General features: G+C 69.5%; 22 protein-coding genes. 5 read left to right on the top strand and 17 right to left on the bottom strand.

The genetic code is table 11. The annotated features are described in order from the left end of the window. Positions 1-123: 123 nt before the first annotated feature. The 3 genes from QZ483_RS05525 to QZ483_RS05515 form a co-directional block, all read right to left on the bottom strand. Entirely contained in the window at positions 124-552 is a 429-nt protein-coding gene (locus QZ483_RS05525; protein WP_297081989.1) for a hypothetical protein, read from the bottom strand. 82 nt (positions 553-634) lie between these two features. Further along, entirely contained in the window at positions 635-1,492 is an 858-nt protein-coding gene (locus QZ483_RS05520; RefSeq protein ID WP_297081988.1) for an ABC transporter permease, read from the bottom strand. Then, entirely contained in the window at positions 1,489-2,460 is a 972-nt protein-coding gene (locus QZ483_RS05515; RefSeq protein WP_297081987.1) for an ATP-binding cassette domain-containing protein, read from the bottom strand. The genes QZ483_RS05520 and QZ483_RS05515 overlap by 4 nt, the downstream gene beginning before the upstream one ends. Positions 2,461-2,571: 111 nt before the next feature. On the opposite strand from QZ483_RS05515, the gene QZ483_RS05510 reads away from it, so the two are divergent. Continuing rightward, a complete protein-coding gene (locus QZ483_RS05510; RefSeq protein WP_297081986.1) occupies positions 2,572-3,222 on the top strand; it encodes a TetR/AcrR family transcriptional regulator in 651 nt (216 codons plus the stop codon). On the opposite strand, the gene QZ483_RS05505 is transcribed toward QZ483_RS05510, so the two are convergent. The 4 genes from QZ483_RS05505 to QZ483_RS05490 form a co-directional block, all read right to left on the bottom strand. Then, the gene (locus QZ483_RS05505; protein WP_297081985.1) at positions 3,185-4,942 is read right to left on the bottom strand and encodes a BTAD domain-containing putative transcriptional regulator; all 1,758 of its coding nucleotides are present in this window, start codon (positions 4,940-4,942) and stop codon (positions 3,185-3,187) included. The genes QZ483_RS05510 and QZ483_RS05505 overlap by 38 nt on opposite strands. A 57-nt stretch (positions 4,943-4,999) precedes the next feature. Then, entirely contained in the window at positions 5,000-5,248 is a 249-nt protein-coding gene (locus QZ483_RS05500; protein ID WP_297081984.1) for a hypothetical protein, read from the bottom strand. Positions 5,249-5,357: 109 nt separating this feature from the next. After that, positions 5,358-5,654, bottom strand: a complete 297-nt coding sequence (locus tag QZ483_RS05495) for a DUF427 domain-containing protein (protein ID WP_297081983.1) — start codon at positions 5,652-5,654, stop codon at positions 5,358-5,360. A 32-nt stretch (positions 5,655-5,686) separates the two neighbouring features. Further along, the gene (locus tag QZ483_RS05490; RefSeq protein ID WP_297081982.1) at positions 5,687-6,334 is read right to left on the bottom strand and encodes an NADPH-dependent F420 reductase; all 648 of its coding nucleotides are present in this window, start codon (positions 6,332-6,334) and stop codon (positions 5,687-5,689) included. A gap of 83 nt (positions 6,335-6,417) precedes the next feature. Here QZ483_RS05490 and QZ483_RS05485 point away from each other — a divergent pair, with 83 nt between their 5' ends. Both QZ483_RS05485 and QZ483_RS05480 read left to right on the top strand, forming a co-directional pair. Then, entirely contained in the window at positions 6,418-7,305 is an 888-nt protein-coding gene (locus QZ483_RS05485) for an HNH endonuclease (protein WP_297081981.1), read from the top strand. 50 nt (positions 7,306-7,355) lie between these two features. Beyond that, entirely contained in the window at positions 7,356-7,925 is a 570-nt protein-coding gene (locus tag QZ483_RS05480) for a dihydrofolate reductase family protein (RefSeq protein WP_297081980.1), read from the top strand. Positions 7,926-8,062: 137 nt separating this feature from the next. On the opposite strand, the gene QZ483_RS05475 is transcribed toward QZ483_RS05480, so the two are convergent. From QZ483_RS05475 to ilvD, 10 genes are all read right to left on the bottom strand, one after another. Then, a complete protein-coding gene (locus tag QZ483_RS05475) occupies positions 8,063-8,323 on the bottom strand; it encodes a hypothetical protein (protein ID WP_297081979.1) in 261 nt (86 codons plus the stop codon). 82 nt (positions 8,324-8,405) lie between these two features. Continuing rightward, positions 8,406-9,368: an alpha/beta fold hydrolase gene (locus QZ483_RS05470; RefSeq protein ID WP_297081978.1), complete on the bottom strand. Its 963-nt coding sequence runs from the start codon at positions 9,366-9,368 to the stop codon at positions 8,406-8,408. 5 nt (positions 9,369-9,373) lie between these two features. Further along, positions 9,374-9,820 (bottom strand): YbhB/YbcL family Raf kinase inhibitor-like protein, encoded by a 447-nt coding sequence (locus QZ483_RS05465; RefSeq protein WP_297081977.1) that lies wholly within the window; start codon positions 9,818-9,820, stop codon positions 9,374-9,376. Between the two features lie 94 nt (positions 9,821-9,914). After that, complete coding sequence (locus tag QZ483_RS05460; RefSeq protein WP_297081976.1) at positions 9,915-11,729, bottom strand: long-chain fatty acid--CoA ligase; 1,815 nt, start codon at positions 11,727-11,729, stop codon at positions 9,915-9,917. 172 nt (positions 11,730-11,901) lie between these two features. Next, positions 11,902-13,008, bottom strand: coding sequence for a branched-chain amino acid aminotransferase (locus QZ483_RS05455; RefSeq protein ID WP_297081975.1), 1,107 nt, complete (start codon positions 13,006-13,008; stop codon positions 11,902-11,904). Between the two features lie 97 nt (positions 13,009-13,105). Continuing rightward, the gene (locus QZ483_RS05450; RefSeq protein WP_297081974.1) at positions 13,106-14,155 is read right to left on the bottom strand and encodes a 3-isopropylmalate dehydrogenase; all 1,050 of its coding nucleotides are present in this window, start codon (positions 14,153-14,155) and stop codon (positions 13,106-13,108) included. After that, positions 14,152-15,183, bottom strand: a complete 1,032-nt coding sequence (gene ilvC, locus QZ483_RS05445) for a ketol-acid reductoisomerase (RefSeq protein WP_297081973.1) — start codon at positions 15,181-15,183, stop codon at positions 14,152-14,154. The genes QZ483_RS05450 and ilvC overlap by 4 nt, the downstream gene beginning before the upstream one ends. 107 nt (positions 15,184-15,290) lie before the next feature. Beyond that, a complete protein-coding gene (ilvN, locus tag QZ483_RS05440; protein WP_297081972.1) occupies positions 15,291-15,809 on the bottom strand; it encodes an acetolactate synthase small subunit in 519 nt (172 codons plus the stop codon). 4 nt (positions 15,810-15,813) lie between these two features. Further along, positions 15,814-17,679: an acetolactate synthase large subunit gene (locus tag QZ483_RS05435; protein WP_297081971.1), complete on the bottom strand. Its 1,866-nt coding sequence runs from the start codon at positions 17,677-17,679 to the stop codon at positions 15,814-15,816. A 472-nt stretch (positions 17,680-18,151) separates the two neighbouring features. Beyond that, positions 18,152-19,849, bottom strand: a complete 1,698-nt coding sequence (gene ilvD / locus QZ483_RS05430) for a dihydroxy-acid dehydratase (RefSeq protein WP_297081970.1) — start codon at positions 19,847-19,849, stop codon at positions 18,152-18,154. A 243-nt stretch (positions 19,850-20,092) separates the two neighbouring features. On the opposite strand from ilvD, the gene QZ483_RS05425 reads away from it, so the two are divergent. Together QZ483_RS05425 and QZ483_RS05420 are read left to right on the top strand one after the other, a co-directional pair. After that, complete coding sequence (locus tag QZ483_RS05425) at positions 20,093-20,242, top strand: hypothetical protein (RefSeq protein WP_297081969.1); 150 nt, start codon at positions 20,093-20,095, stop codon at positions 20,240-20,242. A gap of 227 nt (positions 20,243-20,469) precedes the next feature. Further along, positions 20,470-21,866 (top strand): choice-of-anchor I family protein (locus tag QZ483_RS05420; RefSeq protein ID WP_297081968.1); only part of this gene is annotated, 1,397 nt, incomplete at its 3' end.

The raw sequence follows: 21,866 nt of genomic DNA, 5'->3' as shown, positions 1-21,866 counted from the left end.
GGTTGGGCGTCACGGCATACGTCACGGCGTCGGAGGGCGTCGTGGTGTCCATTCCGTCACCTTAACTGCGGTTCGCGCCGCGCTGCCACGCACGCGCCGCACGGGCGTCGGCTCAGCGAGCGGCTACCCGCAGAAGTCGCACACGCCCGTCGCGGGCAGGCCGACGAAGCACGTGGGGCACAGCGCCACCGCAGGCTCGCTCGCCTTCGCAGCGGCCTTGCGACCGGCCGATGCGCGGGCTGGCTTCGCGGCCGGCGCGGGCTCGGGCGGGGCGACGGGCTCGGGCGCAGCGATCTCGACGAAGCTCGACGAGCCGCCACGGGGGTGCAGCGCGACGAACGTGGGCGTGATGTACGCGACTGGCTCCCCCGCATCGGCCGCCTCCAAGGCGATGTAGTCGCGGGTGCCGGGGATGAAGACGTGCTCGAAGTCGAGTCCACGCACAGCGTCGCGGACGCGGTCGACCGCGCCCAGCGAGAGCGCGAAATCGGCCATCGCTCCGTCGAGGGTGTGGAAGTAGGTGCGGGTGTCGGAATGGAGCGCAACGTTCACCCCACTATGGTCCCCCATCCGCGCCGTCTTCGCAGACCACCAAGGTCCTTGATGCGCCTACCAGGGATGTGCTCTCCGGTACTCAGCGAGGATCGCGGTACTTCCACATGGTGAGGGTTCCGAAGACGCCGACCAGGGCCGCCGACCAGCCCACGACCCACACCATCTCGCCCGCCACGGAGGTGCCGTCCATGAGCCCGCGCACCGCGTCCACCACATGAGCGACCGGGTTCACCGAGATCCAGCCCTGCAGCCAGCCGGGCATCGTGGACGGATCCGCGAAGATGTTCGACCCGAACACCAGTGGCATGAGGATCATCATCGACACGCCCATGACGGCGCGCTGCGAGCGCAGGATGAGCGCCAGGAAGGTCCACACCCACGTGAGGCCGAACGCGAAGATCAGCAGCGTGAGGACTCCCAGCGCGACGCCGGCGATGCCACCTTCAGGCCGCCAGCCGACGAACACGCACACGATGCCCGTGACGGTGGCGGCGATCGTGTAGCGCACGGCATCGCCCAGCAGCATGCCTACCAGGGCGGATGGCCGCCAGATGGGCAGCGACCGGAAGCGATCGAACACGCCCTTGTCGATGTCCTCGCGCAGGGTCGCGCCGGTGTACATGGTGATGAACAGCACCGACTGCACCAGGATGCCGGGCGCCAGGTACGCGATGTAGTCCTGCGTCGAGCCGGCGATCGCGCCGCCGAACAGGTAGGTGAAGATCAGCGTCATCATCACCGGGAACAGCGTCACATCGAACAGCTGCTCCGGGACGTGCTTGATCTTGAGCAGCGCGCGCCAGCCGAACGTGACGGACGTCGACAGGGCGTTCGGGCGCTGCGGTCGCTGACCGCCGGCGAGCGCGGTGGCGATCGCGTTGGCCTGCTCGGCGGTGGTCGCCGGGACTCCGGGGCGGGTGGTGTCGGTGGTGCTCATGCCGCCTCCTCCTCAGTGGCGTCTGCTTCCTCTGCGGGATGGCCGGTGAGGGCCAGGAACACCTCGTCGAGGCTGGGCTGGCCGAGCGAGAACTGCGCGACATCGATGCCCGCGGCCTCGAGCGCTCCCAGCGCCCGCGTGGCACGGGCGCGGTCCTCGACGGAGGCGCTGAGCGCCTGTGGGTCGGCCTCGCGGATGACGTCCACGTCGAGTTCCCGCACCAGGACGTCGCGCGCGGTCTCACGATCGTCACGGTGCATCACGCGCAGGTGGAGCGATCCCGCGCCCACCGACGCCTTGAGCTCGGTCGACGTGCCCTCGGCGATGATCTTGCCGGTGTCGATGACGCTGATGCGGTCCGCGAGCTGATCGGCCTCGTCCAGGTACTGGGTGGTGAGCATCACGGTGGTGCCAAAGTCGACCAGCGCGCGCACGATGTCCCACACCTCGTTGCGGGCGCGCGGGTCCAGCCCGGTCGTGGGCTCGTCCAGGAACAGGAGCTCGGGACTCACGATGATGGACGCCGAGATGTCGACGCGGCGGCGCATGCCGCCGCTGTAGTTCTTCACCTGCTTGCCGCCCGCATCGGCCAGGCCGAAGGCGTCGAGCAGCTCGTCCGCACGGCGGGACGCGGCCGCTCCCTTGAAGCCATAGAGCTGCGCGATCAGGCGCAGGTTCTCCGCACCGGTGAGGTCCTCGTCGAGCGACGCGAATTGACCGGTGAGCCCCACCAGCCCGCGCACCTCGTCGGCGTGCTTGACCACGTCGCGGCCCAGGACGCGCGCGTGGCCTTCGTCCGGGCGGATGAGTGTCGCTAGCATGCGGATCGCGGTGGTCTTGCCGGCGCCGTTAGGTCCTAGGAACCCGTGCACGCCGCCGCGTGCGATGGCCAGGTCGATGCTGTCGACCGCGCGCAGCTTGCCGTAGATCTTGGTGAGACCGGCGGTCTCGATGGCAAGGTCGTCCATGCGTCCTCCCGGGGCGGGGATCTGGTGGCGCTCCCGCGCCATTCACGATATGTTCACAGTGTTCACATCGACCTGGTCCACTGTAGGCCCACGACGCGGGAGGCGCAAGGGATGCCGCAAGTCACGCGCACGTATCATCACGGTGACCTGCGCGCCGCGCTGATCGACGCCGGGCTGCAGCTCGCGCGCACCGGCGGTGTCGACTCTGTCGGCGTGCGGGACGTGACGCGGGAAGCGGGGGTCTCCCCCGCATCGGCCTACCGCCACTTCGACGACCACCGTGCGCTCGTGGTCGCCGTCGCACTCGCTGCTCAGGACCACCTGGCGGAGGCGATCGTGACACGCATCGGCACCGAGACGGCCGATGCGAAGGGAGAGCGGGCAGCCGCGCTCGCCCGGCTGCGCGGGGTCGGGCTGGGCTACATCGACTTTGCGCTCGCGGAGCCGGGCCTGTTCGAGCTCGCACTGCTCACGTTCGACCCCGCTTCCGGCGCTTCGCCGACGGTTCTGGTGGACGCCGAGGTGCCGGCACCATTCCTGCTGCTGCTCCAGGCGCTCGACGCGTGCGAGGCCTCTGGCGCGCTGAGCGCGGCGGAGCGCGTCAACGCGGAGTGGCCGTGCTGGTCGGCCGTGCATGGGTTCGCGGACATCGCGACGCGCGGGCCGTTGAAGGGTCAGGCGCCCGAGGTGCTCGAGGCGCTGGGCGAGCACGTGGTGGACTCGATCATCGCGGGCCTCCGCGGCTCAGCGTCGCGTCCGTGACGTCCGCCCCCGCCACCTTCTCCAGCACCGCAGCTGCACGATCGAGCATGTCGACGAACCCGCAGCGCGCGGCCAGCACGCGCAGGTCCTCCGCGCGTGCCTCGGCGACGTCAGGCTCACCCCAGGCGAGCGCAAGCTCAGCGTGGGCGAGGGCGACATCAGCGCGTACCCAGTCGTAGGCGTCGGTCTCGCGTGAGCAGGCGGCCGCGGCCGTCAGTATCCAGTCGCGTGCGGCGTCGCTCTCGCCCAACGCATGGTGGGCAAGCGTCATCGCCTTGGCGGACATGCCCTGCCAGCAGGCGTCGTTCAGCTCGCACGCGAGGGCGAAGGTCGACTCGAGCCGGGTGATGACCTCGTGCGGATCCGCACCGAGCGCCAGGTCCACGTGCGCGCCCCACGCCTCGACCCACGGCCGGAACGCCGACCAGCGCTCGCGCTCGATGATCGCGAGCGAGCGGTCCACCCAACTGCGGGCCTCGGTGAGGTCGCCCAGCCAGTACAGCGTCCGCACGCCCACACCCAGGGCCCATGCCTCGCGTCTGGCTTCTCCGGCGGTCCTGGCGTTGCCGATCGACTCGCCGTATCGCTCCCGCGCCGCGGCCAGGTGGCCGCGATCGTGAAGGTCCGTCGCCTCAATCGACGCCACGTGAGCGAGCAGCATGGGGTCGTCGCCCGCGAGTTCGCGCGACCACTCGCAGTGAATTGCGGCCGTGACGCGCCGGCCGGACAGGACGTCGACGTACGCGAGCTCAGCGAGCGCCTGGGACGCGACGGCATCGAGCCCGACGTCGGATGCGGCGGCGATGGCGCTTCCCAGCACCACCGAGCCCTCATCGTCGTGGTTGTGCTCGCCGTGCACGAGCGCCGTGCCGAGCTCGAGCAGGCACTGGGCCATGAGCGCACGATCGCCCGCCTGCTCGGCGGCCGCCGCAGCCGCTCGTAAGCGCGCCGTGCCCTCGGACGCGACGCCGGCCGAGACCGCGTCGATCCCCGAGGCCAGGAGCGCCTTCGCTGTCGCGAGCGGCGACACGCCCGCCCGTGCGGGCGCCTGCCGCGGCGTGGCGGCATCCTTGAGCGCGCCTGTGGGCTCGACACCCAACTCGCGCCGGAGCATCGCCTCGCTGGATTCTGCCTGGCGCACCGCCGCGTCGCGCATGCCCGCTGCCGCGAGCGCGGAGATCAGCAGGACGTGCGGCCCCTCCTCCAGCGGGTCGCGGGCAACCATGACGCGCGCGAGGTCGATGGCGCTCTCCGCCTCTCCCCGGGCCAGTGCCCGCAGTGTGGCTTCGCGGATGCCGGAAATGATCTCCGCGTCGACACGCTCGCGCTCGACCAGCAGCCAGGTGTCGAAGGTCGCGCTGTCGCGGACCTCGACGCGTTCCAGGAAGCGCCCATCTGGGGGCGGGCCCGCGAAGCGGCCGAGCGCGGCGACCGTGACGTCCACCTCGATGCCCGGCCCCAGGTCCCCCGTGAGCGGATCACCTTGGAACGCCTCGGGTGCGCCCAGGCGGCGCCTGAGCTCCGCGAGCGTCCACCGCAGCGCACCCATGGGGTCGTCGGCCTGCGAGAACAGCTCGTCCACGAGAGTCTGCCTGGACACCGGGTCGGATGAGCGGACCAGCCGCGCGAGGAGCGCCCACGACTTGTGACCGCGCGGCCCGGCCACGGGCACGCCCTCGCGCTCGAGGCGCGGGCGACCGAGCAGACGGACGGTCAGCATCGGTGGGCCTCCCCTCGCCGCGTGCTGCCGGGCTGAGTGGCACCAGGCTACGCCCCACTACGCACCGATGACAGAGAATGCGTGCACCTGCTCGCGCGCGAGGCGGTGCAGTTGCTCGCGTCGGATGACGGAGAAGGCCCGCTCGCGGGCGATCTCGGCACCCTCCCAGTCGGTGAGTGCTGCGGCGGCGCCGGGCTGTGAATCCCGCACCTCGTCCGCGAGCTCCTCCAGCTGGTCGCGGACCGCGACGGTGCCGCGCGAGGTGATGGCATCGGCCAGGTGGTCGAAGAAGGTCTTGAGTTCCATGATCGTGTCCCTTTCTGTGAAGACACGTTCATGGTGGAAGACAGGCGTGTGACGGCCCGTGTGAGTGTGCGTGTGACGATTCGTGTGACGCTGGCGCGTTGCTGGCGCGCTACTCGACCAGGTCGACCGTACGGTCGAACGCGACGTACCGCGAGACATCCTTGCCCACGCGCTCCTTGGCGGCGTCCGACATGCCGGGGTACGACCACCCGATGTCCTGCTGCGCGCCGTCGTTGGTCTGGTAGTACTGAGCGTCGCCGCGCCAGGAGCAGTGGTACTGGGTGTCGCTCGACTCGATCTCCTGCGCGCTCACGGCCTCCGGCGGGAAGTACCAGGCGCCGTCGATGAAGACCAGATCCTCCTTCGATGCCTCGGCGAGGACCTTGCCGTTCAGTACTGCCTTCACTGGGTGTCTCCTGACTGTCGGGGGCTGGGCGTTCAGACCTGCTGGACGCGCTCGACGTCCGCGGTGAGTTCCTCGAGCTCGGCCTTGGTCGTGTACTTCACATAGGACGGGGTGTCGCGCTCGACGCGCCAGCTCTCGCTCAGCGGGCCCAGGTCTACGATGTCGAAGCCCAGATCGTCGAGGAAGTGCGCCACCTGGTCCTTGGCGGAGTCGGTGTTGCCGGCGATGGGAAGCGCGCGGCGGCGGGGGTCGCCCTTGGGCAGTCCGTCGGTGGGGATCTGCTTGGCGGGGATGTTGTTGAAGGCCTTCACCACGTGGCTGAGCGGGAGGTGCTTCTGGACGAGCTCGGAGGTGGTCGACTCGTTGGTGTCGAGCGCCTCGATGCGACCGTCACGCTGCGGGTAGTAGTTGTTCGCGTCGAGCACGATCGTGTCCTCGAACGGCTCGACCGGGAGGTCCATGACGTTCTTGAGTGGGATCGCGATGAGGACCATGTCGCCGGCGCGGATCGCCTGCTCGACGGTTGCCGCGCGAGCGTGCTCGCCGAGCTCGTTGATGAGCTCGTCAAGAGTCTCGGGACCGCGTGAGTTCGCGATCACGACCTGGTAGCCGTTCGCGACGGCGGCGCGTGCGACGTTCGAGCCGATGTTGCCCGAACCGATGATGCCGATGGTTGTCATGGTCCGGGCAACGTGCGCGGGTGGGGTGGGTATTCCAGGCCGATGCGCTTGTCGGCTTGGGCGGTAGCTGCCAAGCTGCAGGGATGGTGGTCGATTCGGATGCGCTGCGCTGGGGCATCTACGACGACCTCGTGAAGCGACAGGACAAACAGGGCCACCTGACCAGGAACGAGTTGCTCACACACCACGTTGACGACACGCGCCTGCCGCTTCTAGACGTGTCTCGCGGCATTCGCAATGTCGGTCGATGGGCGTCCACACTGTCGGTGTTGACAAGCGAACGCGGACGCTATCCCGACCGCGAGATCTCCCCAGGGGTATGGAGATACCCGTACGAGACGACGCCAGACGGCAAACCCGCACCCTCGAACACCAAGCTACGAAGTGCGCTCGTGCACGGAACACCCGTCCTGTACTTCTACAGTCCGGTGAAGAACGTCTACCTGCTAGTGGGCATGGTTCATGTCGTGGACGACGACCCGAGCGATCTCGAGTTCACCATCGAACTCACTGGGTTGGGAGTCGAGCCGAAGTCAGTCGTCGAAGAGGACCTCAGGCGATGGGTTAGGCGCGAAGTGGACCAGAGACTCCACCAGCCACGGTTTCGCGAGCTTGTCTTGCCTGCCTACGACAACTGCTGCACCGTGTGCGACTTGCCGATCAAGCAACTACTCGAGGCCGCACACATCATCCAAGACCGCGACGCCAAGCGCGGACAGGCCGTAGCCTCCAACGGCCTGTCACTATGCCGCAACCACCATCGCGCCTTCGACACGCAGATCCTGGGCATCGACGCAGACCTGCAGATACACGTGAGTGGGACCGTCGATTCTGCGGACGAGAGAGCCGCGGTCAAAGAGAGCCTCACGCAGTTTCACGGCCGCAGGCTTCTACACATCCCTCGGGGCGGGAATGCTCCGGACCCAGATCGTCTGAAGACTCGCTTCGACGCTTTCCTCGCCGCGCTCTAGCGTCGCCCTTCACCGAGCGGACGCGCGCCAACCGTCCTAGCCTCGAAAGCATGGGACGTATCGTCGTTGAACAGCACGTCACCGTCGACGGGTTCGCAGCCGGACCCCACGGCGAACTCGACTGGGTCGACAGTTCCGTCTCGGAACCCGGCCCCATGACCAAGCAAGCGCTCGAGGAGCTGAAGCACGCGGACGCCATCCTTCTGGGCGCTCGCACCTACCGCATGTTCCTCAGCTACTGGCCCACGCCGGCAGCCAAGAATGATCCACTCGCCGAGCCCATCAACACGCTCCCCCGGCACGTGGTGTCCCACGTCATGACCGAGGCGCCGTGGGGCTCGTACGAGCCCGCCACCGTCGAGAGCGGCGACGTCGTGAACACCGCGATGAAGCTCCGAGCGAAGTACGAGAACGACATCATCGTGTGGGGCAGCCTGCGGCTCGCAGGCGCCCTGATGCGCGCGGGTCAGGTGAGCCAGCTCCGCCTGCGCGTTGCGCCCATCGTCCTGGGCCGCGGCACGCACCTGTGGGACGCCGACCTCGTGGACCAGCGCCTCCACCTGATCTCCGCGACTCCCCTGCCCACCGGGCAGGTGACGCTGATCTACAACGTCCACTGAGTTCAGCACCCGGAGACGCACCAAGCCCGGCCCGCGGCATGGCAGGTGCCGCGAACCGGGCTGAAGCGGTGACGTCCCGGCGAGAGGAAGTGCGGGACGCCCCGGGCGCGGGCCGGTCGTGACGGCCCCGCCTCGGTCTAGGTGGCGAGCGCCTCGAGACGCTCGCGGTACTCATCGACGTCGATCTCGCCCTTGGCGAGACGCTCGTCGAGAATGGTCTTGGCGGTCGGACCAGCGACGGCGGCACCCACGGGCGCCTGCTGTTCGAGTTCGCTTCGACGGCCATCCATGACCAGCCGCGCGATCAGATAGGCGGCGGCGCCGAGCGCCAGCGCGGCCAGCACCCAGAAGACGCCCGCCCAGATGGCGGGAGCAACGCTGTACTCGATACCTCGCATGATGGTTCTCCTCACGCCGCACCCGGATGGTGCCGCCTCATGACACCCATCCTGCTGCGGGCACCTCAGAGAACGCTGAGAGTCAGTCCACAGTGACTCGTGAACTCTGGCGTGGAACCGCCGCCCAGAACTGCGTGAGGATCCTGGCGTGTCCAGGCGGATCGTCGAGCCAGGGCTGGTGGCCAGCGGCAAGTTCGACCACCCCAGAGTCGCGCGCGAAGCGCGCCCACCGCCGCACGGTCGCCGGGTCACCGAACGGATCCCGGTCCCCCACCAACCACAGGGATGGCATGGTGAGCGCCGACACATGAGCACGGCCCGGAGCCCACTCCCGCCGCAACCCTCTCCAACTCGCGACACGGCGCAGCACCCCGAGCTCGTGCGCATAGGTGCCGGTGAGCCGGTTGAGCGCGATGCGCCCCGCGAAGTCCTCGGGCGTGACTGTCCCGGCCGCGATGGCGTCGCCGTGGCCGATCTCCGTGAGCGAGCGCCGCAGATCCCGCTCGGTCAGTTCGTGGCGCACCACTGCCGTCGCCACGGGACGGAAGGTGGCCGCGCGCATGCCGAGCGGCAGCCGCATACCGAACACGGCAGGGACCCCGGACAAGACCAGTGAGCGGACTCGCTCAGGTCGTTGCGCCGCGTAGCTCAGGGCGGCCATTCCCCCCGCGGAGTTGCCGACCACGTCCACCGGCCCACCGCCCACGGAGTCGATGACGGCATCGAGCCATTCGGCATTGATCTCGGTCAGCCGCTCGGGGGTGAGGCCGTCGAGCTCGAAGCTGTCGCTCAGGCCGCAGCCGGGCCGGTCCACCACGACAGCGGTGACGTCGGGCACCTCGGCGACGAGAGGAGCGAACACCCCGCCGGCGGTGGGCGTCCCATGGATGAAAACCACCGGAGGCCCGGACCCCGTCTCGAGCCACCGCACCGACCGCTCACCCGACGCTACGGGCGCTGACCGCTCCACGGGGTCGAGCCCGTGCGACGCCCAGGCCGCGACCTCCGCCTGACGATAGGCGGCGCGGTCGACCACGGGGCCCACGTCCCCTACTCCACCGAGTACGTCGCCACGAGCCGCGCCTGCTCGACCACCGCATCGGCCCAACCGTCCAGGAACTGAGCGCGCGACGGCGTGCCCTCGACGGACCGGCTCAGCGCGTAGACCCAGAAGTAGTAGCGATGCAACCCGTGGCCGGGAGGCGGGAAGGGGCCCACGTAGCCCACGCCACCATCGTCGTTGGGGCCGGGACGGCCGGCCGATGCGTCAATCAGTCCGTCGGCAGGCTCAAGCCCGTAGAGGGTCCAGTGGGTGAAGCCGTGCGGCAGGGGCGCGTCCGGGTCGTGGCACACCAGCGCGAGCTCGACCGCGTCCGCGGGCACGCCGCTCACTTCGATGCGCGGGGCGACGCCGCCGTGCTGTCCGGCGAAGCGGTCATCGATGCGACCGCCATCGGCGATGTCGGGGCTGCTCAGCGCCAGATCCTTGAGTGCCATGGCTTCCCTCTCGTGGGTGCGCGGGACACTCCCATCCTGCGACGACTTCAGCCCGAGCGCGAACCCAGCCCGCGCATCGGCCCTCAGAACGCCGTCAGGCGTTGCCGGCAGCCGGCGGCTTGGCCTTGGCGTAGATGGCCTCGACCACGTCCGCGAAGTGCTCGAGCACCACGGCGCGGCGCACCTTGAGCGACGCCGTGAGCTCCTCGCGAGCCTCGGAGAACTCGCGGGGGACGATGCGGTACTCCTTGATCGCCTCGGCGCGGGAGACGTGCTCGTTGGCAGCGGCGACGGCGCGGCCGATGAGCTCGCGCACCTTCTCGTTCACCGACGCCTGCGCGACGTCCATGGGCGGCAGGTCGTGCGCCTCGAGCCACGCGGGCAGCAGCACCGGGTCGAGCGCGACCACCGCAGACACGAAGTGGCGGCCATCGCCGATCACCACGGAGTCCTGGATCGCCGGGTGCGAGCGCATGGCGTCCTCGAGCACCGCGGGCTGCACGTTCTTGCCCGAGGACAGCACCAGGATCTCCTTCTTGCGCCCGGTGATGGTGAGGTGGCCGTCGACGATCTCGCCGAGGTCGCCGGTGGTGAACCAGCCGTCGGTCAGCGTCGCGGCCGTCGCCTCCGGGGCGTTCCAGTAGCCGGCGAAGACGTTGACGCCCTTGATCGCGATCTCGCCGTCCGCCTCGAGGCGCACCTCGCACCCGGCGATGGGACGGCCCACGGTGCCCATGCGGTTGTCGTCCACGGGGGTGCCGGTGGACGCGGCCGTGGTCTCCGTGAGGCCGTAGCCCTGCATGACGGTGACGCCCATGCCACGGAAGAAGTCGCCCACGTCCGGCAGCAGTTTGGCCCCGCCGGCGAGCACGTAGCCCAGCTGGCCGCCCAACAGCGTGCGGATCTTGCCCAGCACCAGGCCGTTGGCGATCGCGTAGCGCGCCTTGAGACCTGCCTTGACGTGGCCGGCCTCCTGCGCGCGCGACATCTCGCGCGCGACCTTCGCGGACCAGCGGAACAGGACCTTCTTGATGCCAGTCATCGATGTGTCCGCGCGGTTGTAGATGGTCTCGAGCACGCGCGGCACGAGCGGCATCCACGTGGGACGGAAGGACTTGAGGTCGTCGGCGAGGGTCTTGTGCGACGGCGTGAAGCCGATGACCGAGCCAGAGCTCAGCGCCAGGATCATCGCGAAGCGCGCGAAGACGTGCGCGAGCGGCAGGAACAGCAGCACGCGGGTGCCCTCGCCCTGCACGAAGGCGCCGAAGGACGGGTCGAGCTCGACGTTCGCGGCGTGCTCGACCAGGTTGCGGTGCGTGAGCATCGCGCCCTTGGGACGGCCCGTGGTGCCCGAGGTGTAGATGATGGTCGCGAGGTCGTCGAGCACCACGTCCGCGGTGCGGGCGTCCAGGTCTTCGTTGGAGACTCCCGTGCCGTGAGCGACGAGCGCGCCGAGTCCCGCGGCATCGAGCTCTACCACCGTGGCCTGCGGGGCAACGCCCGCGATCGCCTCGCGGTTCTCGGCGGCCTGCACCAGGAGCACGTCGATGCCGGCGTCCTCGATGATCCACGCGAACTGCGAAGGCGAGGAGGACGGGTAGACCGGGACGGTCACTCCCCCGGCGGCCAGCACGGCGAAGTCCGCGATCGACCACTCGATCTGGGTGTCGCCCACGACGGCGACGCGGTCGCCCGGGGCGACTCCGGCGGCCATGAGGCCCTTGGCCGTGGCGCGAACGCGGGCGTGGAAGTCGGCGAGGCTGACGGGCGTCCAGGCGCCGTCCGGATCCTTGATCTCCGCGAAGGTCCGCTCAGGGTGCGCGGCGGCGCGGGCCTCGAGCATCGCGGTGAGGTGCAGGCGCTCGTCGACGGTGGCGAGGCTGGGTGAGGACAGGGCGTTCTCGGTCATGCCTCATTCTAACCTACGGGAACGTAGGTTACGGGCGCGTAGGGCGACGGATTCGCCACACCGCACAGCGTCGAGCACTGCCGCTCAGCGCCGCTGGCCGTCGCGAACGCGACGGGCGACTGCTCGCTGAGCCGGCCCGCGCATCGGCCCTCCGTACGGAGCCAGAACCCGCCTAGGCGATGCGGCGCATCCAGCCGTACGTGTCCTCGTCGCGGCCGTACTGGATGTCGGTGAGGCGTTGCCGGATGCCCATGGTGACCTCGCCGGCGACGCCGTCGTTGATGGTGAGGTCGAACTCGGGCGACGCAAGACGGCCCACCGGCGTGACCACGGCGGCGGTGCCGCACGCGAAGACCTCGGCGATGTCGCCGGACTCGACGCCGTCGCGCACCTCGGCGAGGGTGATGTCCTTCTCGACCACCTTGCGGCCGTCGTCCTCGAGCTGCTGAATCACGCTGAAGCGGGTGATGCCCTCGAGGATGGTGCCGGTGAGTCGCGGCGTCTCGATGGTGCCGTCGCGGCGCACCACGAACACGTTCATGCCGCCCAGCTCCTCGAGGAACCGGCCCTCGCGGGCGTCGAGGAACAGCACTTGCTGGCACCCGTGCGCGGCGGCCTGCTGCTGAGGAAGCAGGCTCGCGGCGTAGTTGCCGCCGCACTTGGCGTCGCCGGTGCCGCCCGGGCCGGCGCGGTGGAAGCCCTGCGCGACCCAGATGCTCACCGGCTTCACGCCGCCCGGGAAGTACGGGCCTACCGGCGAGGCGATGAGGAGATAGTCGATCACGTGGGCGGGGCGGACTCCCAAGAATGCCTCGGACGCGAACATGTAGGGACGCAGGTAGAGGCTGGATTCCTCGGTGCCGGGCACCCAGGCCTCGTCCGCGGTCACCAGCGCCTCGATCGAGCCGATGAAGTCCTCGACCGCCAGCTCCGGCAGTGCGAGCCGGTGCGCGGACTTGTTGAAGCGCGCGGCATTAGCCTCGGGGCGGAACAGGTGGACCGAGCCGTCCTCCCAGCGGTACGCCTTGAGCCCCTCGAAGATCTCCTGCGCGTAGTGGAGGACGGCCGCGGCCGGGTCCAGCTGCAGCGGGCCGTAGGCCTCGACGCGCCGGTCGCCCCAGCCCTCGTCCTTGCGCCACTGCATGCGGGCCATGTGGTCCGTGAACTGCGTGCCGAACTTGAGGTCCGCGAGGGCTGCCGTGCGGTCCGCCTCCGGCGTGGGGCTCGGGTTGGGGCGCACGTCGAAGGCCGCGGCGTTCGAGGCGATGGTGTCGGTCACGTCGGTTCCTTCTCGTGGAGCTTCCTGGGAGGCCCTCAGTGCTCAGAATCGGCTGATTCGAGCACTGAGGGCCTCCCAGCGCGCTTGATGGTCGAGCCTAGCCGCGGATCCTGGCCGCCAGCGCGTCGCCCACCTCGGAGGTGGAGCGCACGCTGTCCCCCTTGGCCGCCGCATCGGCCGCCACGGCAGCCTCCACACGCAGCCCCAGCTCGGGGTAACCCAGGAAGTCGAGCAGCAGTGCCACGGACAGCACGGTCGCGGACGGGTCCGCCTTCTGCTGGCCCGCGATGTCCGGCGCCGAGCCGTGCACGGGCTCGAACATCGACGGCGCGGTGCGGTCGGGGTTGACGTTGCCGCTCGCAGCCAGGCCGATGCCGCCAGAGATGGCCGCCGCCTGGTCCGTGAGGATGTCGCCGAACAGGTTGTCCGTGACGATCACGTCGAAGCGGCCCGGGTTCGTGGTCATCACGATGGTCGCGGCGTCGATGTGCAGGTAGTCCCAGGTCACGTCCGGGAACTCCGGCGCCACCTCCTCGACCGTCCGGCGCCACAGGTGGCCGGCGTGCACCAGCACGTTGTGCTTGTGCACCAGCGTGAGCTGCTTGCGCTCGCGCTTGGCCGCCACCTCGAACGCGTAGCGGACCACGCGCTCGACGCCGTGACGGGTGTTGACGGACACCTCGGTCGCGATCTCGTGGGGCGTGCCCACGCGCAGCGCTCCGCCGTTGCCCACGTACGGACCCTCGGTGCCCTCGCGCACCACCACGAAGTCGACGTCCTCGACGTCGCGCAGCGGCGAGACCTCGCCCGGGTACAGCCGGGACGGGCGCAGGTTGACGTACTGGTCGAGCGCGAAGCGCAGCGGCAGCAGCACGCCGCGTTCGAGCACACCGGAGGGGACGCTCGGGTCGCCGATCGCGCCCAGCAGGATCACGTCATGCTGGCGGATCGCTTCGAGGTCCTCGTCCGTGAGCGTGTCGCCCGTGGCGTGCCAGCGCTGGGCACCCAGGTCGAACTCGGTGGTCTCGAACGCGATGCCCGTCCCCTCGGTCGCCGCGGCGAGGCACTTGAGCCCCTCCGCCACGACCTCCGGACCGATGCCGTCGCCGGCGACGACCGCGAGCTTGTAGGTGGTGCCCTCGGTCATCGCGCCGTCTGGCCGTCGACGTAGTCCGAGTCCAGGTCGGCGGTCTTCCAGGCGAACAGCTTGCGCAGCTCGCGGCCGGTCTCCTCGATCTGGTGGCCCTCGCCCTTGGCACGCAGCTCCGCGAACTCCTTGCCGCCATTGTCCTGGTCGTCGATGAAGCGCTGCGCGAACGCACCCGACTGGATGTCCGCGAGCACGGCCTTCATGTTCTCCTTGACGTCGGGGGTGATGACGCGCGGGCCGGAGACGTAGTCGCCGTACTCGGCGGTGTCGGACACCGACCAGCGCTGCTTGGTGATGCCGCCCTCGTGCATGAGGTCGACGATCAGCTTGAGCTCGTGGAGCACCTCGAAGTACGCGATCTCCGGCTGGTAGCCGGCCTCGGTCAGCGTCTCGAAGCCGTACTGGATCAGCTGGCTCGTGCCGCCGCACAGGACGGACTGCTCGCCGAACAGGTCGGTCTCGGTCTCCTCGGTGAAAGTGGTCTTGATGACGCCGGCGCGCGTGCCGCCGATGGCCTTCGCGTAGGCGACGGCGACGTCCCAGGCCTGGCCCGAGGCGTCGTTCTCCACGGCGATGATGTCCGGGATGCCGCGACCGGCGACGAACTCGCGGCGCACGGTGTGGCCGGGAGCCTTGGGCGCGACGAGGATGACATCGACGTCCGCGGGCGGCTCGATGTAGCCGAAGCGGATGTTGAAGCCGTGCGCGAACGCGAGGGTCTTGCCGGCGGTGAGGTGCGGCTTGATCTCGTCGTTGTAGATGCCGCGCTGGTGCTGGTCCGGCGCGAGGATCATGATGAGGTCCGCCCACTCGGCGACGTCTGCGACGGACTGGACGGTGAAGCCGTCGTCCTCGGCCTTCGCGGTCGAGCGCGAGCCGTCGCGCAGACCCACGCGGACCTCGACGCCCGAGTCGCGCAGGTTCTGCGCGTGGGCGTGGCCCTGCGAGCCGTAGCCGATGACCGCGACCTTCTTGCTCTGGACGAGCTCGATCTTCGCGTCGCTGTCGTAGAACATCTCTGCCATGGGGTTCTCTCCTTCAGATGGGAATCGGTGAAGCTGGGGTGGCACAGGGGCCGGGTCTGTTCAAGCCTGGGTGAGGGCCGATGCGGTGGCTGGGTCCGCGCCGCCTTCTACGCGCTGACGCGCTCGAAGGCGCGCTCCGTAATGGAGCGGGAGCCGCGGCCGATGGCGACGGTGCCGGACTGGACAATCTCGCGGACGTCGTGCGCCTGAAGCGCGGCGAGCAGCGCCTCGAGCTTCTCGGGGGCTCCCACCGCCTCGATGACGAGCGAGTCCGTCGCCACGTCGACCACGTGCGCGCGGAACAGGTCGACGATCTGCAGAATGTCCGCGCGCTGGCGCGCATCGGCACGGACCTTGACGAGCAGCAGGTCGCGCTGGACCGACTTCTCGCGCTCGAGCTCGACGATCTTGAGCACGTGCACCAACTTGTTGAGCTGCTTGGTGACCTGCTCGAGCGGGAGCTCGTCCACGTCGACCACGACGGTGATGCGGGAGATCTCGGGGTGCTCGGTCTGCCCCACCGCGAGCGAGTGGATGTTGAACGCGCGCCGGCTGAACAGGCCCGCGACGCGCGCGAGCACGCCGGGCTTGTTCTCGACGAGCACCGAGAGGGTGTGCTGGGTCATGGCCTTACTCCTCCTCGCCGCGGTCCCACTCGGGGGCGATGCCGCGTGCGTACTGGATCTCGTCGTTGCTGGTGCCGGCCGCGACCATGGGCCACACCATGGCGTCGCGCGAGACCGTGAAGTCCACGACCACGGGCTGGTCGTCGATCTCCATGGCGCGCTTGATGGTGGCGTCCACGTCCGCATCGGTCTCGCACCTGAGGCCCACGCAGCCCATCGACTCCGACAGCTTGACGAAGTCGGGGATGCGGCGCGTGCCGTGGCCCGTGTGCAGGTCCGTGTTGCTGTAGCGCTCGTTGTAGAACAGGGTCTGCCACTGGCGGACCATGCCCAGGGACGAGTTGTTGATGATCGCCACCTTGATGGGGATCTCGTTGATCGCGCAGGTGACCAGCTCCTGGTTGGTCATCTGGAAGCAGCCGTCGCCGTCGATCGCCCACACGGTGCGGTCCGGCTCGCCCACCTTGGCACCCATCGCGGCCGGGACCGAGAAGCCCATGGTTCCCAGGCCGCCCGAGTTGATCCACGAGTTGGGGCGCTCGTACTTGATGAACTGGCTGGCCCACATCTGGTGCTGGCCCACGCCCGCCGTGAACGTGGTCTCCGGCCCGGCGATCTCGCCCAGGCGCTGGATCACGTGCTGCGGGCTCGAGTGGCCGTCGTCCGTGGGCGTGAAGCCCAGGCCGTAGGTGGTGCGCCAGTCGTCCAGCTGCGCCCACCAGGCCTCGAGGTCCGGCCTGCCGTGGCGGGCGTGCTCCTCCTGCAGCGCGGGGACCAGGGCGTCGAACACGTCCTTGAGGTCGCCCACGATGGGCACGTCCACCGCACGGTTCTTGCCGATCTCCGCGGGATCGATGTCCGCGTGCACGATGGTCGCGTGCGGCGCGAAGCTCGACAGCTTGCCCGTCACGCGGTCATCGAATCGGGCGCCCAGCGCGACCACGAGGTCCGCCTTCTGCAGCGACGCCACCGCGGGCACCGTGCCGTGCATGCCGGGCATGCCCAGGTGCTGGGGGTGGGAGTCGGGCAGCGCGCCGCGGGCCATCAGCGTCGTCACGACCGCGGCACCGGACAGGTCCACGAGGCGGCGCAGGCCGGCGCTGGCTCCCGAACGGATCACGCCGCCGCCCACATACAGGACCGGGCGGCGCGACGTCGCGAGCAGGCGCGCGGCCTCCTGGATGGTCTTCGCGTGCGGGCGCGCGCCCGAGTTGAAGCCGGGCAGCTCGATGCGGTCTGGCCAACGGAAGGTCGTCTGCGTCTGCATCGCCGACTTCGCGACGTCCACGAGCACCGGGCCGGGTCGACCGTGCGTGGCGATGTAGAAGGCCTCGGCGACCGCGCGCGGGATGTCCGCCGGGTCCGTCACCAGCATGTTGTGCTTGGTGATGGGCTGGGTGATGCCCACGATGTCCGCCTCCTGGAAGGCGTCCGTGCCGATCGCGCCGGCGGCCACCTGTCCCGTGATGGCGACCATCGGGATCGAGTCCATGTTGGCGTCAGCGATGGGGGTCACAAGGTTGGTAGCGCCCGGGCCGGACGTCGCGATGCACACGCCGGGCTTGCCCGTGGCGTGCGCGTAGCCCTGCGCAGCGTGACCAGCGCCCTGCTCGTGACGCACCAGGATGTGGCGCAGCTGCGTCGAGTCCATGAGCGGGTCGTAGGCAGGCAGGATCGCCCCGCCGGGAAGGCCGAAGACGTCGGTCGCGCCTGCCGCCTCGAGCGAACGGATGAGCGACTGGGCTCCCGTCATGGTCTCGCCGGCGTGGCGCGTCGCGGCAGCACTGGGCTGCGTGCGTGCGCTGGCCGGAGCAGGGCTCATCAGAGCCGAAGGCTTCGGGGCCTTGACCTGTGCCATCTTCTCTCCCATTGAGTCGAGTGGTGAAGGCGGCTCTCGCATCCGCCTCGCATGAAAAAACCCCTCGGCCTGGGTGGCGGTCGGGGTATGCGCGCGGACGTTGCCTGGCTGGGGACTAGGTGTCCGCGCGCCCGGTAACTACGAGAATCGTCTGCATGGGACCGACTCTACGCCTCGTTTCGAGCATGTGTCACCATCCGGACCAACAATCTCACATTGTGGTTCACCGTCTTGAATAATGAGACACGGCGCCTCGACCGCTTCCTGAGCGCCCCAGCGGAGCCTGGCTGTCGATTCTGAGCCGCCCGTGTCTCCCACTGGAGCCTGAGTGCCGACTCAGCCCGCGCATCGGCCCACGCCACCCTGGCGGTAGATTCTCGCTCCCCTAAGCCCTTAGACGAGCGAGTTGGGCCCACTTCGCTCGTCTAAGGCCTTAGGCGAGCGAAGTGGATCCATTTCGCTCAGGTAGAGGCGGCGTCCGGGGTCAGGCCAGCACGGCGCCCTTCGACGCGGAGCCCACGAGCTTCGAGTACTTGGCCAGCACGCCGCGCTTATACTGGTGCGTCAGCGGCTCCCAGCCCTGCTTGCGCGCCTCGAACTCCTCCTCGGACACGTGCACATCGAGCGTGCCGTTGGCGACGTCGAGCGTGATCCGGTCGCCATCGCGGACGAACGCGATGGGGCCGGCGTCGACAGCCTCGGGCGCGATGTGGCCCACGCAGAGTCCCGTCGTACCCCCGGAGAACCGGCCATCGGTGACCAGCAGCACGTCCTTGCCGAGGCCGGCACCCTTGATGGCGGCCGTGATGGCGAGCATCTCGCGCATGCCGGGACCGCCCTTGGGGCCCTCGTAGCGGATGACGACGCAGTCGCCGGCCTGGATGGTGCCGTCCTCGAGCGCATCCAGCGCCGCACGCTCACGGTCGAACACGCGCGCAGTCGCCTCGAAGACGTCGTTGTCGAAGCCCGCGGACTTCACCACGGCTCCCTCCGGGGCGAGCGTGCCCTTGAGGATGGTGATGCCGCCGGACTTGTGGATGGGATTGTTCAGGGCGCGCACCACGCGGCCGTCGATGGTCGCCGGCTTGAGCTCGGCCATGTTCTCCGCGAGCGTCTTGCCGGTGACGGTCATGACGTCTCCGTGCATCAGACCCGCCTCGAGGAGCGTGTTCATGACTGCGGGAACGCCGCCCACGCGGTCCACGTCGTTCATGACGAACTGGCCGAAGGGCTTGAGGTCGCCAAGGTGCGGCACCTTCGCGGCCACGCGAGCGAAGTCGTCGAGCGTGAGGTCGACCTCGGCCTCGTTGGCGATCGCGAGCAGGTGCAGCACGGCGTTGGTCGAGCCGCCGAAGGCCATGACCACGGCGATGGCGTTCTCGAACGCCTCCTTGGTCATGATGTCGCGCGCGGTGATCCCCTGGCGGAGCATCTCGACGACGGCCTCGCCGGACTTGTGCGCGAAGTAGTCGCGGCGCCGGTCAGCCGACGGCGGCGATGCGGATCCGGGCACCGACATTCCCAGGGCCTCGCCCACGGAAGCCATGGTGTTCGCGGTGTACATGCCGCCGCACGCGCCCTCGCCCGGGCAGATGGCCTTCTCGATCGCGAGGCGGTCCTCCTCGCTCATCAGCCCGCGCGCGCACGCGCCCACGGCCTCGAACGCGTCGATGATGGTGACATCCTTCTCGGTGCCGTCCGACAGCTTGACGTGCCCGGGCATGATCGAGCCGGCGTAGAGGAACACGCTCGCGAGGTCCAGCCTGGCCGCGGCCATCAGCATTCCCGGCAGCGACTTGTCGCAGCCCGCGAGCAATACGGAGCCGTCCAGGCGCTCGGCGTTCATCACGGTCTCGACCGAGTCCGCGATCAGGTCGCGCGACACCAGCGAGAAGTGCATGCCCTCGTGGCCCATCGAGATGCCGTCGGACACCGAGATGGTGCCGAACTCGAGGGGGTACCCGCCGGCGGCGTGCACGCCCTCCTTCGAGCCCTGCGCGAGCCGCTGCAGAGAGAGGTTGCACGGGGTGATCTCGTTCCACGAGCTCGCGATGCCGATCTGCGGCTTCGCGAAGTCGTCGTCGCCGAGCCCGACGGCGCGGAGCATGCCGCGCGCGGCGGTCGCCTCCAGACCGTCGGTCACCTGGCGAGAGCGGGGCTTCATGTCGGGCGTCGTCGTCATAGACGCGAGTCTAGGACGGGCCGATGCGTGAGCGCGGCACGGGCGCGAAAACGCGCCACAGAGTTGACGCGGCGTCAACATGGCCACTGGGCGCGTCCGCTGAAGCCTTGTCGCCCAAGGTTCATTCAGGGTTCACCGGACGGCGACCGGATCGACGCCTCCCGTCGCTAGCGTGACAAGGGAGACAACGGGCGGTCCTGAGCTCGTCGGAACCGCCCCCCACCGGAAGCACTGGAGGCCGTGATGGACGACAACCCCACACCGTCGATGCGCTCCACACTGATCGCAACGCTCGCCGTCGCGGTCGCCGCGATCACGATCGGCGCGGCACTCGCTCCCTCGGGAGACGCCGACGAGCCGTGGCGGGCAGCCGCGATCACGATCGCCGAGTAGCGTTCCCGGCGCCCGCCGCGGCGTCCGGCCGCGCGTGGGCCGAGCCGCCCTGCTGCGCGCCCGCCAGCCAGTCTCGGCGGCCATTCAAGGTTCACCCACGGTTCACCCCTTTTCCACCTGTATGTCCCCTTGGCGTCGATAGTTTGGCGACGGCCCCTGCACAGGTGTGCATCACCCCTGATCAGAGGCCATCACCTGCAACTGCACCACGAGCCATGGAGGTCTCCGTGCCCTACGTCCCCACTTCTGCGCCCCGCACCGCGCGGCGCGTGATCGCGGCGAGCGCGATCGCCGCCGTCGCCGCTGCCGCCGCGATCCCCGCCCACGGCGCGATCGTCGACTCGCTCATCACCGCATCGGCCGACGATGCCCCCTTGACCCTCACTCCCCTCGGCGCGCACGACACGGGGGTCTTCGACGAGTCTGCGGCCGAGATCGTCGCGTTCCACGCCGCGACCGCCCGCCTGTTCACCGTGGACGCGAACGCCGGGCAGGTGCGCGTGCTCGACGCCTCGGATCCGACGGCGCCTGCAGAGCTGTTCGCGCTGACGACCGAGGGCGTCGCGTCCGCCGACGGCTCGACGATCCCCGCCGGCGCGGTCGCCAACTCGGTGGCCGTGCGCGAGGACGGACTCGTGGTGGTCGCTGTGGAGGCTCCCACCAAGACCGACGACGGCTGGCTGGCGTTCTTCGATGCCGCCGGCACGGGAGCCGCGCTGGGCGCCGTGCGCGTGGGCGCTCTGCCCGACAACGTCGCCATCTCCCCGAACGGCAAGCGTGCGGCGTCCGCGAACGAGGGCGAGCCCAACGACGACTACGACGTCGACCCCGAGGGCTCGATCGCCGTGGTCGACCTGCCCAAGAAGCTCCGGGCACCGGGCCAGGACGATGTCCGGCTCGCCGACTTCCACGCGTTCGAGGACGCCCTGCCCGAGGGCGTGCGCGTCTTCGCCGGGATCGACGGCGCTGACTTCCCGGTGTCGCGCGGCCTCGAGCCCGAATACGTCACCATCGACGACAAGTCCCGAACCGCATACGTGACGCTGCAGGAGAACAACGCGATCGCCGTGGTCGACCTCAAGCGGGCGACGGTGACCGATCTGCTCCCGCTGGGCGCCAAGGATCACTCGGTCGAGGGCTTCGGGCTGGACCCGTCGGACCGCGACGGCGTCGACGAGGAGCCGGCGATCGGCATCGTCACCGCCCCGGTGAAGGGCCTGTACATGCCCGATGCGATCGCCTCGTTCAGGCAGCGCGGCACCACCTACCTCGTCACCGCGAACGAGGGCGACGCTCGCGACGACTGGGGCGACTACGCCGAGTCCGCGCGCATCAAGGACGCGGGCGACGACGGCATTGCCCCGCTGTGCGACGGCGTCCTGACCGAGGACCAGCTCGAGGACGGCGCGCTGGGCCGCCTCGACTTCTCCACCGCGTCCGGATTCAACGAGGACCTGGGCTGCTACGACGAGATCCACACGTTCGGCGGCCGGTCCTTCTCGATCTGGACCACGGATGGCGAGCTGGTTTTCGATTCCGGCGACGAGTTTGAGCAGACCATCGCGGAGGTGATCCCCGAGTGGTTCGGCTCCGACAACGACGAGTCGACGTTCGACACCCGTTC

Origin of the sequence: uncultured Demequina sp. (assembly GCF_913055775.1) — a bacterium.
In the GTDB taxonomy this organism is placed as follows: domain Bacteria; phylum Actinomycetota; class Actinomycetes; order Actinomycetales; family Demequinaceae; genus Demequina.
Note: the sequence above shows the minus strand (reverse complement) of the source record. Positions and strands in the feature narration are given on the sequence as shown.